At 57.4% G+C, this 13,057-nt stretch carries 15 protein-coding genes and 3 tRNA genes; 10 read left to right on the forward strand and 8 right to left on the reverse strand.

Annotation, left to right across the window (positions count from 1 at the left end; all coding sequences use genetic code 11):
- Nucleotides 1–329 precede the first annotated feature (329 nt).
- On the reverse strand, nt 330–1,013 hold the full coding sequence (locus tag Q0650_RS13440; RefSeq protein WP_298819808.1) for an HAD family phosphatase: 684 nt from the start codon (nt 1,011–1,013) through the stop codon (nt 330–332).
- 155 nt (nt 1,014–1,168) lie between these two features.
- Between Q0650_RS13440 and Q0650_RS13445 the strand changes: the two genes are divergently transcribed.
- From Q0650_RS13445 to Q0650_RS13470, 6 genes are all read left to right on the forward strand, one after another.
- Nucleotides 1,169–2,167, forward strand: a complete 999-nt coding sequence (locus Q0650_RS13445) for a GNAT family N-acetyltransferase (protein ID WP_298819809.1) — start codon at nt 1,169–1,171, stop codon at nt 2,165–2,167.
- A gap of 21 nt (nt 2,168–2,188) precedes the next feature.
- Complete coding sequence (locus tag Q0650_RS13450; protein ID WP_298819810.1) at nt 2,189–3,163, forward strand: GNAT family N-acetyltransferase; 975 nt, start codon at nt 2,189–2,191, stop codon at nt 3,161–3,163.
- On the forward strand, nt 3,160–4,248 hold the full coding sequence (locus Q0650_RS13455) for a C45 family peptidase (protein ID WP_298819811.1): 1,089 nt from the start codon (nt 3,160–3,162) through the stop codon (nt 4,246–4,248). Before Q0650_RS13450 ends, Q0650_RS13455 begins: the two co-directional genes overlap by 4 nt.
- A gap of 88 nt (nt 4,249–4,336) precedes the next feature.
- The gene (locus tag Q0650_RS13460) at nt 4,337–4,759 is read left to right on the forward strand and encodes a low molecular weight phosphatase family protein (protein WP_298819812.1); all 423 of its coding nucleotides are present in this window, start codon (nt 4,337–4,339) and stop codon (nt 4,757–4,759) included.
- Between the two features lie 4 nt (nt 4,760–4,763).
- A complete protein-coding gene (locus Q0650_RS13465; protein ID WP_298819813.1) occupies nt 4,764–5,243 on the forward strand; it encodes a metallophosphoesterase family protein in 480 nt (159 codons plus the stop codon).
- Nucleotides 5,244–5,387: 144 nt separating this feature from the next.
- A complete protein-coding gene (locus tag Q0650_RS13470; RefSeq protein ID WP_298819814.1) occupies nt 5,388–6,215 on the forward strand; it encodes a DUF2085 domain-containing protein in 828 nt (275 codons plus the stop codon).
- Nucleotides 6,216–6,299: 84 nt separating this feature from the next.
- On the opposite strand, the gene Q0650_RS13475 is transcribed toward Q0650_RS13470, so the two are convergent.
- The 6 genes from Q0650_RS13475 to Q0650_RS13500 form a co-directional block, all read right to left on the reverse strand.
- On the reverse strand, nt 6,300–6,692 hold the full coding sequence (locus Q0650_RS13475) for a hypothetical protein (RefSeq protein WP_298819815.1): 393 nt from the start codon (nt 6,690–6,692) through the stop codon (nt 6,300–6,302).
- A gap of 18 nt (nt 6,693–6,710) precedes the next feature.
- Entirely contained in the window at nt 6,711–7,343 is a 633-nt protein-coding gene (locus tag Q0650_RS13480) for a cupin domain-containing protein (protein ID WP_298819816.1), read from the reverse strand.
- Between the two features lie 197 nt (nt 7,344–7,540).
- A complete protein-coding gene (locus Q0650_RS13485) occupies nt 7,541–8,191 on the reverse strand; it encodes an AP2/ERF family transcription factor (protein ID WP_298819818.1) in 651 nt (216 codons plus the stop codon).
- A gap of 578 nt (nt 8,192–8,769) precedes the next feature.
- Nucleotides 8,770–9,336 (reverse strand): adenylyltransferase/cytidyltransferase family protein, encoded by a 567-nt coding sequence (locus tag Q0650_RS13490; protein ID WP_298819820.1) that lies wholly within the window; start codon nt 9,334–9,336, stop codon nt 8,770–8,772.
- Between the two features lie 17 nt (nt 9,337–9,353).
- Complete coding sequence (locus Q0650_RS13495; protein WP_298819822.1) at nt 9,354–9,755, reverse strand: hypothetical protein; 402 nt, start codon at nt 9,753–9,755, stop codon at nt 9,354–9,356.
- A gap of 126 nt (nt 9,756–9,881) precedes the next feature.
- On the reverse strand, nt 9,882–11,288 hold the full coding sequence (locus Q0650_RS13500; RefSeq protein WP_298819824.1) for a glucose-6-phosphate isomerase: 1,407 nt from the start codon (nt 11,286–11,288) through the stop codon (nt 9,882–9,884).
- A gap of 302 nt (nt 11,289–11,590) precedes the next feature.
- Between Q0650_RS13500 and Q0650_RS13505 the strand changes: the two genes are divergently transcribed.
- A complete protein-coding gene (locus tag Q0650_RS13505) occupies nt 11,591–11,926 on the forward strand; it encodes a cupin domain-containing protein (protein WP_298819826.1) in 336 nt (111 codons plus the stop codon).
- A gap of 69 nt (nt 11,927–11,995) precedes the next feature.
- On the opposite strand, the gene Q0650_RS13510 is transcribed toward Q0650_RS13505, so the two are convergent.
- Complete coding sequence (locus Q0650_RS13510) at nt 11,996–12,325, reverse strand: hypothetical protein (RefSeq protein WP_298819828.1); 330 nt, start codon at nt 12,323–12,325, stop codon at nt 11,996–11,998.
- A 255-nt stretch (nt 12,326–12,580) separates the two neighbouring features.
- Here Q0650_RS13510 and Q0650_RS13515 point away from each other — a divergent pair.
- The 3 genes from Q0650_RS13515 to Q0650_RS13525 all read left to right on the forward strand — a co-directional run bounded on the left by Q0650_RS13515 (nt 12,581) and on the right by Q0650_RS13525 (nt 12,872).
- Nucleotides 12,581–12,656 (forward strand) — tRNA-Thr (locus Q0650_RS13515).
- Between the two features lie 12 nt (nt 12,657–12,668).
- Nucleotides 12,669–12,754, forward strand: a tRNA-Tyr gene (locus Q0650_RS13520).
- A gap of 42 nt (nt 12,755–12,796) precedes the next feature.
- Nucleotides 12,797–12,872: transfer RNA gene (locus Q0650_RS13525), tRNA-Thr, on the forward strand.
- Nucleotides 12,873–13,057 lie beyond the last annotated feature (185 nt).

Consider the following 13,057-nt stretch of genomic DNA (forward strand, 5'->3'; position numbering starts at 1 on the left):
GGGGATGGGGATGGGGCCGTGGGCGTGGCCGGGGATGGGGATGGGGATGGGGGGCGTGGGCGTGGCCGGGGATGGGGATGGGGGGCGTGGGCGTGGGCGTGGCCGGGGATGGGGATGGGGATGGGGGGCGTGGGCGTGGCCGGGGACGTAACCGGTAGGGGCGAAAAATTTTTCGCCCCTACCGGTTACGTCGTGATGGTGGTGGTGTTCGGCACCGTCGCGATGGTGGTGATGTGGTGGTGTCCGGCGCCACCGTGATGGTGGTGATGGTGATGGGGCCGGCGCCATTGTCGGCGGCGGGACGTGTGCCGGTGTGGGTAACCTGCGCGCTACCCAAATAGCTCCCGCAACGCGGCAAGACTGGTGTGAGTTAGATCTGGCAAAACGAGGTCGGCTGGCGGCAACGGTATCTGCCCTGATATTGCGCCAGGGATGGCGACAACCGGGCAACCGGCAGCGCGGGCAGCGCGAATACCGTTGGGCGAGTCTTCGAGCACGAGGCAATCGGCGGGCGCTAACCCGAGACGAGCAGCGGCGGTAAGAAAAAGATCGGGCGCCGGTTTGGTTGCGGCAACGTCGTCGGCAGTAACTACTGTAGCGAAGTAGTCGCGGATACCAAGCCGATGCAGCCACCCCTCAACCCAATTCCGACTACTGCTGCTGGCAACGGCGCAGGGTAGATCGGCGGCGCGCGCTTCGGCGAGTAGCGCCGCGACTCCAGGAAGGAGTGATTGATTGGCGCTAAGCGCATCTTTACGCGCTTGCCGACGGGCGAGAATGGTAGCCCGCGCCGCGTTCACGTTGGCAGCCAACTGCGGATCGCGTTCACGGAGCAGCTCTACCAGGTGGGCATGGGCATCGAAACCGGCGTTTGCGCCTAGGGTGGCGGCCCAGTCGTGAACGCTCAAAGTGACGCCGTACCCGGCAAAGATCTCTTGCCAGCTCTGAAGGGCTGGAGTTTCAGTGTCAACTATCAGGCCATCGAAATCGAATAGCAGAGCGCGCACAGGCATAGAGTGATTCCTTGATGCGACCGAGATTTGATTGTGGCGCCTGATCATAGCACGTTTCACCGTAGCGCAGCAATTGCGCCTCCAGGCTGATGGCGCATCTGGCGCAATCAGGTACGATACGACAGAGCGCAGCATGACCTGAAGGAGCAATAGGTATGGGTAATAATGTTGCTGAGCTGGTTCGCATGCGTCCATTTACCGGTAGTGATGCCGATTATGCTGCGCTGGTGGAAATCGCTAATGCAGCTTTTCCTGATAACAGCGATACGGTAGAGGAGGCGCGCCATTGGGATCACGCTCGTCCGGCGCATTGTGTCAATGAACGGTGGCTGGTCGAAAGAGACCGGCAAGTCGTCGCGGTTGCTGAATATTTTCACGTCCCATGGATGTTTCACCCACGCAAGTTTTTCATCAACCTTGCCGTGCATCCCAACTGGCAAGGGCGCGGAATCGGTCGCTACTGTTACGATACGCTCATGGCTGCATTGATCGAGCGGCATCAGCCGTTGCAGGTGCGCGCAAATTGTCGCGAAGATCAGACCCACAGTCAGCGCTTTTTGACTCGGCGCGGTTTTCGGGAAGAGATGCGCACATGGGAGTCGCGACTCGATCTGCAAACCTTCGATCCAACGCCGTTTGCGGATGCGCCGATGCGTGTTGTGGCACAGGGTTTTACCATCTGCAATCTGAGCGAATGGCTTGCGCGCGGCGATTCGGCGCGTCGGCTTCTATACGAAGCCATCATGGAGATGCGCGTCGATGTACCGCAGCCCGAACCGTTCACACCGGCAGACTTTGCTACCTGGGAACAGAGCGTCTTCAACAACCCTAAGCTTTATCCAGAAGGCTACTTCCTGGCGTTGAATGGCAATGAAATTGCGGCAGTGAGCCAGCTTTGGAAGCATGCTGAAGCTGATGTGTTGATGACAGGTATAACAGCGACGCGACGGAACTATCGACGGCGTGGATTGGCGTTGGCGCTCAAGGTTCATTCACTGATCTTCGCAAAAGCTGCTGGCTACCGTGAAGTGCGTACCTACAACGCGACCACCAATCGCCCGATGTTGAGCATTAACGAGGCGCTCGGGTTTGTCAAACAGCCGGCGTGGATCGAGTTTGTGAAAGATGTGGTTGATCTGGTTATGGTAATCTGAGATAGTGGGCTGGTGGGATTTATGATGATTACTGTGCGTCCTTTTCAGGCTGGCGCGATGGATTATCAGGTGATGGCGACCGTTTACAGCGCCATGGCGCCAGATGCGCCACTGAATGCGACTGAGTGGCGAGTGCGCGATGAACTGCGCGATTCTCGCCGGGTGCTCTACCGGGTGATTGGTGAAATTGATGGTGTAGCGGCTGGATATGCCGAATACTTTCAGCTAACATGGTGTGCCGAACCAGACTATATTGAAACGTTTATCTGCGTGCATCCCGTCTATCACGGCTATGGTTTGGGCACTGCGCTCTGGCAACATGTACACCAGGCCTGGCAAGCTTTGCAGCCGCGGCATGTGTTGCTGAGAGTCCGCGAGGATTGGCACACCGGGAGAACCTTTGCCGAACATCGTCAGTTTCGGGAAGCGCGACGATGGTGGACATCGCGGTTAGAGCTGGCAACGTTCGATCCTTCCCCTTTTCACAGCGCAATTGAGCGGGTGGAGGCGCAGCAGATTGAGCTGCGTAGTTTCGCCGAGCTGGCAACCAAGGATCCTGCATTTTGGATGAAGCTGTATGAATTTGAACGACAAACGTCATGCGATGTACCGTCGGCATTTCCAACACAAATACCAGCTTATGAGCGCTGGATAAAATTTTATCAGCCAGACTATGGCGCACTGTGGGAAGGAAGCTTCGCTGCTATTGCAGAGGGTGAGATTGTCGGGATCAGCACACTAGAAATACTCGATAACGATACCGACCTGGAAGTCGGGTTTACGGCGGTGCATCGCGATTATCGCGGGCGCGGGATTGCGCTGGCGCTCAAACTCGCCACTATCGCCTATGCGCAGGCAGCCGGCGCGACCGGTATTCGGACTGACAATGACAGTGTGAACCTGCCGATGTGGCAGATTAATCAACGATTGGGTTTTCGGCGCGGACCAGTATGGATCGTTATGCGTCGGAATGAACAGGGCAAGGAGGTGACGTGAACGGCTGGCCACTGATTGAGCTGACAGGCGATGCTTACACGCAAGGTTGGCAGCATGGGCGCGCATTGCGCGATGCAATTGCTGCCAACCTGCGCATTTACACGGCGCGCTTCGAGCGAGAGTTGCGCATGCCGATTGATGAAGTATGGCGGCGGGCGCGGCGCTATGCTGCGGTCATCGTCGAACAAAACCCCGACTATGCTGCGGGGATGCGCGGTATTGCTGATGGGGCAGGGGTCGAGCTGGCCGCAATTGCGGCACTGAATGTGCGCTACGAACTGTTTTACCAGTATTTTCGCGAGTATGATCGCGTCGCGCGCAAGCCGGATGGCTGCACCGCCTTTGCTCTGTTGCCGGGCGCGACGAGCGAACACCATTTGCTGGTGGGCGAAAATTGGGACTGGATCGTTGGCGCGCGTGGCGCAATCACGCGAACAGTTGAACGCGATGGTCATCGCATGCTTGCCTTTACAGAAGCGGGCATCTTCGGCGGTAAGATCGGCTTGAACTCGGCTGGCCTGGCACTGCTGATTAACGGTTTATCCAGCGCGGATGATAACTGGTCAAGCCTGCGGCGACCATTTCATGTGCGCTGCTATGAAATCTTGCGCGCGCGGACACTGGCAGCAGCGAAAGCGGTGATCACCGCCGAGGAGCGAGCCGGTTCGGCCAATTTTCTGCTCGTGCAGGCGCCCGATCAGGTGGTGAATATTGAGGCGGCGCCAGATGCGATTGCGTTGAGCTATTGCGTTGATGAATGCCTGATTCACGCCAATCACTTCAACGATCCGGCAGCAATGGGGGTTGTCGAGCGCCAGATTGAACGCTACCCACATTCGCAGTGGAGACAGGCGCGGTTGCGTGATCTGCTGGCGGCGCGTCCGCAGTCGCTGGCCAGTGTCCAGATGGCGCTACGCGATCACGAATCATACCCCTACTCGATCTGTTTTCATATCGATCCGGCAGATCCGCCGGATGAGCGTTACGAAACTGTGGCTTCGATCATCATGGATGTGACCGATAAAACGTTGTATGCTACCGATGGGCCGCCGTGTGAGCGAGCATATGTGCGGTATCAGTTGTAATACCAGGCACACCGGGCGCAGAAGTTGTGGGTGAGGTGTTGCCGGCATTCGTGACCGCCGGAACGGTCGGCAAAAGAAAGAAGCGCAGATGCGAACTATTCTATTCATCTGTACCGGCAACTACTACCGTAGCCGCTACGCCGAACTGCTCTTCAATGCAAGGGGTGTAGTGGGCTGGCGGGCCGATTCGCGAGGGTTACGGCTCTCGGCCAGTAATCAGGGCGCAATCTGGCCGGGAGTGCTGGAACGGTTGCACCAGCAGGGTCTTCCCGTGCCAGGAGAGATTCGTCCACCTCTGGCCTTGAACGAGGATGGGTTGAAGCAGGCGAGTCTGGTGGTTGCGCTCGATGAGAGCGAGCATCGGCCAATGATGCAACAGTGGTTTCCGATGTGGGTAAATCGGATACGTTACTGGCAGATTCCCGATCTGTACGCGCTGCCTGCCAATCAGGCCTTTTGCCGGATCGAGGAGGGGGTTGCGGCACTGGTTGAGGAACTACGTCTGAGGTGAACAGGTGGAAATAGGCGTTGTTTCAGACACCCATGGGCGGCTGGCGCCGGCAGTATTGCCGGCATTGACCGGAGTCGAACTGATCCTGCATGCCGGTGATATTGGTCATGAAACGGTGCTGGCGCAACTTGCAACCGTCGCGCCGGTGCTGGCAATTCATGGCAACACCGATCAAGGCACGCCGCTGGCCCGTACCCATCCGGCAACACGCTGGATCGAGCAGGAAGATGTCTTGATCTATCTGACCCATATCGGCGGGGAACCGCGTCATCTTATGCAAGCATTGCCTCGGGCGATTGATGGACGGCTGCCGCAGGTGTACATCTTTGGTCACAGTCATCGGCCATTGTGCGAACTGCACAACGGCATCCTCTTCCTCAATCCGGGCACAGCCGGCGCGCCGCGCGGAGCAGGGCTGTCGGTGGCGCGACTGACGGTGGCAGGAGGGCAGGCTAGCGCAGTGATTGTCCGGTTAGGTGGGTGAGAGGCGGCAGTCAGACAGTTGGTTGTCATAATTGTCGTTGACGACAAGACGACACACAAACCGCAAAGTGGAACGCTAAACGGTCTTGCAGGATCGCAAGTTCAATTGAGGCGTATCGGGATTGAGCAAGCAACAGCCATCACGATGAAGTTACCAATATCGCAACGGTCTGTCAAATGGTCTAAAATCGCCTACGCAGTTGGAATAGTCGCCACTCTGGTAGGGTTGCCGGCAATTGCCGCTATGCTCGATCTAGAGCGACGACTCTTCTTTGCAGTACATGGCATCTGTGCGCAAACTCACAATCTCGTAAGCGGAGGGGTACAATTTCCGCTGTGTGCCCGCGACAGTGGCATCTACCTGGGGCTGATGGTCACGCTCGCAGTCATAGCGGCGTTGGGGCGAATGCGGGCAGGACGATTGCCGTCGTTGCCGATAAGTCTGCTATTGATCGGACTTATCGTCTTGATGGGTATTGATGGCCTGAACTCGACCGTAGCGGAGCTTGGGCTGACACCGGTCTACCAACCGCGCGATGAGTTACGCTTATTAACCGGATTAGGATTTGGCGTTGCTCTGGCGACAGGTCTCTTGCTGATAGCCAATCACACCTTGCTCCCGCCTGATTTACTCTTAACCGATCAGGCCCCGATTGAGGATAGACGCGATCTCATCGTCATCGCCGGAGCGCAGGGATTGGTGGCGCTGGCCATTGCCGCCGATCAACCCATACTGGCCTGGCCGTTAGTTTTATTCAGCGTCATCGGGATCACAGGGGTCATGACCTTTGCGATCATGATACCGGTCATTACGTTTACCGGCCTGGCTAATCGAGTGCGGCACCCAAGTCAGTTGCGATGGCCGGCACTGATCAGCTTCCTGGTAGCACTCTTCCTGCTGGCGGGACTGGCGATTTGGCGAGTCTACCTGGAAGGATCAGGTTTCTTGCCGCCGCCATTAATCCCGGAATAGGTTCACCTGCGCGCAAGCGAACCATAACCCGAATGAAGCAACGCGCTTCATTCGGGTTGTCGTTTTTTCTTCACTTCTACGCGCCTAACGGGGCATTGTCGTCTTCAAATCATCAAGGGCAGTGCGCAGATGGTCAATCGCCAGCCGGGCTTCTGGGGGAAGCTGATCGAGGTCGGCGAAAGCGGCTAAAGCCTGTCTGGCGGCAATCGCAAGGCTATCGAGATGGCCGAGCAAACAACCGGCTTCGCGCGCAGCTACCTGACGCGCGCCGTAAAGGGCATGCCAGTAGTCAGCGGAAGCCATGTAACGGGTTTCGCCAAGAAGTTCTAGCGCCAGCGTGCAACGGTCGAGCGGGCGAATAGCCAGCACCTCTCGATCACCAAGTGAGATCTGGCCGGGCGCGTGACGAACGAGAGTGATGTTGTCATCGGCGCGGCTTACCCCATCCTCGCTGAGATGCAACGTTCGGATTTGCATACTACCAACTCCTTTTAATTAGAAACGACCGTGGCGCTCAAGGGCGCTGCGAGGCAATTCAAGCGGACACAACACGAGCAGGGCCTGGGCTGGGGTCTGACCGGGATTGTGCCAGCGGTGCGGCAATCTGGCCTCGAAGAGCAGGCTATCGCCGGGGCCGATGGTGTAGGTCTGGTTGGCGACGGTATAACAGATCTGTCCGTTCAACCCAAACACGAACTCTTGACCGGTATGGATGATCGGCTCAGGGCCGCTGCCAGAACCGGGGTCAAGTGTGAGCAAAAGCGGTTCGAGCACGCGATTCACCAGGCCAGGGCCAAGGTCGGCGAGAGTGCCGTGGGAAAAGACACTGGCGGCTGCCTGACCGGCAGGCGTAAAAACCACCGGTTGTTGCGGCGCTTCAGGCGTAAAGAAGGCGCTGATCGGCACTTGTAACGTCATCGCCAGACGTTGCAGCGTGCTGACACTCGGTGAGGTACGTCCATTTTCGATCAAGCTGAGCGTATTAACGGCCAGGCCGCTCGCCTCAGCCAGCGATCGGATCGACATACGGCGCTGTTCACGGAGCGCGCGCAGGCGGCTGCCAACATTGACGGTGGCATCATCGCCAATTCCGTGAGCGGTGTTTGCAAGCTCGACCTCAGAACGCACAACTGTCTCCTCGCTGTGGACTCTCGTTTGTTCATTATTGTAAGACGAAATCGCGACTTTTCACCCAGTAAATTGGTTGCATTTTCGCAACACGTGGAGATAGACTCACGTTTTGTGCTAAATGTACAAAACAAAACCCCTGCTCTGAGGAAATGAGCAGGGGCAACTGAAGCAATCAACAAAGACACGCGACGAAGCTAATCGCCGGCTGGAGTGCGCTGGCGCATCCGCTCATACTTCTCGCGCGCGCGGCGGGCCAGGGCAAGCGCGCGACGTTCGCCGTGTTTGGCAATTGAATAGGAAGTGCGGCGGATCCGATTACCATCGCGCCAGGTCGCCTCATACACTTCGCGGCCATCTTTAATCGTGCGACGCACGCCAACAATACCGGTGCTGGTGCGCGAAACGCCGATCACCTGACGCTCGGTGCGTGGCTTGCCCAGCTCACGCTCGGTCGCATTGCGCCACTCAATGGCAGCCGCCAGCGCTGCCAGGCGATCACCGTAGACCGAATCGGAGAAAAACTTGCTGCGACGCTGCTTATTCCAGGTCACCCGCACGAAATAACCAAAGGTGCGCTTGGCCGGATGGTCGATGCGCGTAATCCCCTTATGCTTTGTCGTCTTTGGGCGGAGACGGGCCGGTACTTTCTTTGCTTCAACCGAAGGCTGGGCAACCGGCGCCGATAGCAACTGGCGCGCCTGTTCGGGATCGAGATCGGGCAGCGGCTCATAGCGCAATACCGCCAGGGGATCAGCATTTGCGATCATATTCGCAGGCGTCTCTGCGAGAGTGTCTGGCCCGGTAGCTAATGATTCGGCCAGACGAGCGGCATGTCGACGGGGCATTGCTGATTGCTCCTTCCAAAAACCTCGATAGTTTGTACGCTATTGGTAATTATCTCGAAGGTTGAAACCTCCGATTTCAATAATACCATATTTTGCCCACTCACTGCACAGAAATACTGGGCAAAAAAAGTACAAATTTGGTTGGGCAGAGAGTCTGATCGGAGCTTGTTTATTTGTGAGAAGATACACAAAATAGATAAAATTGTGTTTTTTCTCACGAAGAGAAAGTTTTCTTTCTAACTGTCAGGGGGTGAACAAATGTTGGGCATGAAGGTTGCGATGATCGTCGTTATCGCCAGCTCGCTCATTGCGGGGAATACGCTTGAGCGGGGCAAGCGCGTCTAACAGAGGCAAAGCGCAATATTCGGCGCAATCGGTCTCTTTCCGACCGCCGACACAGCGCCAATAATGGCGATGGTTGTCGCTTATGCGCGTGAGATTTCGACCAAAACCGATCCTCACAAAGTCGTTCTGCCCGATAGTCCGTTTCCGGTAGCCTATCGGGCATCTGATCACTGATCATGGTCACCGCAGTCTGATCAATACCTGTTGCTATGCCAGACCATATGCTGCCTCAGCTAGTCGAGTGACTGCGACTCAGTTTCGCCGGCAGGTGATCCTTTTCCAACCGATGCCGCGCCCGCATACCGTGATACAATCCGCTCGATCAACCGCGTCGTGGCATGGCCTTCGTGAAACGCCAGCAACTGCACGTCGCCGCCTGCCATTCGCGCCACGCGCGCTTCGGGCAAACGCGACTCATCGATGGTCGCTCCCCGACCGTAGTCGCCCCCTTTGACGTACAAATCAGGCGCCAGCGCCGCAACCACCGCCTCGGCGGTGCGTTCGGCAAAGATGGTTACGGCATCGACACAACGCAGCGCGGCGATGATGGCTGCGCGTTCGGTTGCCGGTACGATTGGTCGTAGCGGGCCTTTCAAGTTGCGGGTCGATTCATCGCTGTTGATGGCGACAATCAGGCGATCACCGAGCGTTCGAGCGGCGGTTAAATAACGAACGTGACCGATGTGCAACAGGTCGAAAATCCCGTTTGTTACTACCACCTTCAAGCCGGCAGCCCGCCAGGCAGCGCGCAGTTCGATCAGTTCGGCGAGGGTATAAACTGGCAGGTGAGTTTGTGTCATAGCATTGAGCGCTGGCGTTATTTGCGAGAACGATTGGTCTGCTGGCGAAATGGCGATGTCAGCGGGAGGCCAATCCAGAATAACCCTGTCAGCACTAGCACGATCCCGCCCAACAACCCGATCTGTTCGAGGCTGAGCGGCGCGCCGGTCAAGAGCGCTGCGGCCAGAAACCCTCCCATTGGCGTGATGGTTTGCGCTAGCGCCAATCGGGTGGCGTGCCGCCAGTCACCGTAGCGCAAGCGCTCGCCGGCGCTCCGACCGATAACCGTTCCGGCTGTTCCAATCAGTGCCCACAGGAATGCGGCGATGAAGATGCTCCACGAACGTGAAGCCCACCAGAAGGCGCTGCCCCCGATCAGGCCGATCACGGTGCATACTGCTGCTGATACCCACAACGGAGCCGGGAACCATCTCTTCATACCATGTTTCCATCGATAGTCAGGGTTGTGACATACTGTCAGCGCATCATCCGACAAGCCACAGGCTGATCAACGCCAGAAAAGGGAGTGGGGTGCGGCACTGCCGCACCCCATCGCCGTAGCGGTCTATACTACCCATCGCGGATCGAGTTCCTGCGCCCGGGCTGCAATTGCCGCTCGCCGCTCCTCAAAGCCGCGCCGGCCAAGCAGGGCATACGTATTGATCTTCCCCGCCTCCACACCCGGCTGATCAAATGCATTGATGTCGTACAGCTCGCCAGCGATGGCTGTCTGCATCTCCATCAGCATAAAGAACTGGCCCAGCGTAAAGGCATTAATCTCCGGAAAGATATGCGTCATGTTGGGTTGACCGGCTTCGCTTAAGGCAATCGCCGTCGCCTGTTGCTCTGCCTGGATCAGCTCAGCCATTGTATGCCCGCCAAGATAACTCACCCCTTCCAGATCGGCATACGCAGTTGGAATGGGAGCATCGTCAGCGTAGCGTTCAACGGCAATGAAGTTGATCAATTTGTCGTAAGGGCCTTCCATGTAGAGCTGCACCTGCGAGTGCTGGTCGGTGGCTCCCAGGGCTTTGACCGGGGTCTGGCCAACCCGCGCCGGCTGGCCTTGTCGGTCTACTGCCTTGCCCAGACTTTCGGCCCACAATTGGGCAAACCAATCGGCTACATCGCGCAGACGGTTGGCGTAGGGCATCATCACAACAATCGGTTTACCCTTCTGGAAACAGAGCACATTGACCAGTGCCCCCACCGCTGCCGGATTGCGCAATGGATCGGGCTGAGCCGCCAGTTCGCCGCCATAAGCTGCGCCGGCCAGGAGTTCTCGTAGATTGACGCCGGTCATTGCCGCCGATAACAGGCCGACTGCGGTCAGCACCGAGAAGCGTCCGCCAACCTTCGGCGGCAGGTCGAACATCGTCCAGCCTTCACGCTGCCCGATCTGACGCAAGAATCCGCTACTGGGATCGGTTGTCAGCACGATATGATCACCCAGTCGTTCCTCGCCGACTGCCTCAACCAGCGCTTGCCGGAAATAGAGGAACGAAGCCATCGTTTCAGCCGTGGTGCCACTCTTGCTAATCACATTGAACATTGTCCGTCGCAAGTCGAGCATCCGCAACGCGCCGGCATTCAGTTCGGGATCGGAATTGTCGAGCACCAGCAATCGCGGCCAGCCACGCTGTTCACGTGGCAAAAGATTGTAAAACGGCCCATTGATCGCTGTCTGCACCGCGATGTTACCCAGCGCCGATCCGCCAATCCCTAGCACCACAAACGTATCGATCCGCTCCCGATGCATGGCAGCGAATTGCTCAAACGGAGTCACATCCTGATCGGGCAATAACGGCCATCCCAAAGCTTCACGGCGGCTCTGCACCGCCGCAATCGCCGCCGCCGCGCGTGGAGCCGCCGCTTCCAGTTCTGCCGGTGTCAATCCCTGAGGGCCGAACACATTGTTGATGTCCAACCGAATCCGCTGCTGCGCGCGCCAGTTTGGATCTTCGTAGTGCATACGTATACTCCTTAAACTCAGGGGCATTGCTCAGCCTGTTAAACTTGTCAGTTGGATTGGCTGCCAGGGTGTTAGAGTCTGAAGGTTTCGATCCCGCGACCTGGCGTCCGGCGCAGTGTGCCAGCGCGCCTGTCGCTCCTGATCCGCCACGCGCTCAGTATACCATTCTTCTGCCCTCCAACCGGGATGCAGCAACGCTCTCAGCCAGCGGTTGCTCAATTGCCCCTTGAGCTGGTCAGACTCCACTCAACATCGGGTAAGATAGATGCCATCGACATCAGTAGCATAGCAGGAGGAATGCCATGCATACGGCTCATACGGCTGCAATCAAGAGCTTCACGATTGGCGCGCTAACGCTCCACCCATTCGCCGGCAACGAATTGATGGCCGTTCGGATCGATGCTCCCAAAGGGGCGGTTGCGCCGGCTCATAGCCATCCCCACGAGCAAATGACCCTGGTGATCGCCGGTAGATTGCGTTTTCGCGTGGGTGATGAGTGGCGTGAACTTGGTCCGCTTGATATTGTTCAAATTCCTGGCGGTGTCGAACACGAAGCAGTGATGGAAGAGGACGCAATCTTCTTCGATATATTCCATCCGGTGCGGGCCGACCTGTTGCAGCGCCAGGCCGAGGCTTAGTCGCAACCAGCGCAGTTGTGGCGACCGTTGGTTCGATCGCGCTCTACCAGTTTATCAGCCCAGCGTCAGTCAGCGTGTCTGTTTTCTGGCCTGCTGGCGCGCTGCCTCATACTCTTCGGCTGTAATGATCTGACCGCCGGTTACTTCTTGACTGATCAAGCGACGCTGGCGGTCAAACCGCAACTCGGCAGTCATCAATCGGAAACAGCGGTCATCCATCAACTCTTTGCGGATCCAGTATCCTGCCGGTTCTTCCCGATCGTCATATTCGACTGACAGATCGTTGTACAGATTGATGCGCGTCTGCACGACGGCGCCGCACCGCCCACAACGCGCGTGCAATAACAGAAACGGCGCTTCCTCTGTTCGCCCAAATAATTGCCGTAACCATTGCATCATGTCGCTCCTCTGACAGCATACATGGTGGGATAAAATCCATCATAGCGCACTTGTTGGCAGTCGGCAACTCGCGCGGCATTCGCTACCATGCGGAGTCGGTTGCAGAATGACCCGCTGATGGAGGCTTTGTTTGTCCGGATCATCGCGAGCAGTGCAGATCGGGCTATACCGCTTATCGCCAAAACCATTTGCACAAAACGGCAGAATGTGCTAGAATTCACTGCGCTGAGCGATGGCTCGACGTAGTCGATACGCGCCGGCGTAGCTCAATTGGCAGAGCAGCGGTTTTGTAAACCGCCGGTTCAGGGTTCAAGTCCCTGCGTCGGCTCCATTGCAAGAACCTGGGTCGGTACCGAAGTGGCCAAACGGGGCGGTCTGTAAAATCGCTGGCTTACGCCTTCGCAGGTTCGAATCCTGCCCGGCCCACCAAAATCGAGTAGAGTGGCGTTCGCGCTATCTCTATTCGCTAACGCCTACGTAGCTCAGTCGGTAGAGCACGTCTTTGGTAAAGACGAGGTCACGGGTTCAAGTCCCGTCGTAGGCTCCAGCCGACAATAGTGGCGAGATGGGCGCGAATCTCGTCCGGCTGCTCGTGCCATTCTTGTTGGCACGAGCGGCATCTTTTCGCGTCTTGTCTTTAAGGAGCAACAAATCCATGGCAAAGCAGAAATTCGAGCGGACCAAACCGCACATTAACGTCGGCACCATCGGCCACGTTGACCACGGCAAGAC

Source organism: uncultured Chloroflexus sp. (assembly GCF_937129525.1).
Taxonomy (GTDB): domain Bacteria; phylum Chloroflexota; class Chloroflexia; order Chloroflexales; family Chloroflexaceae; genus Chloroflexus.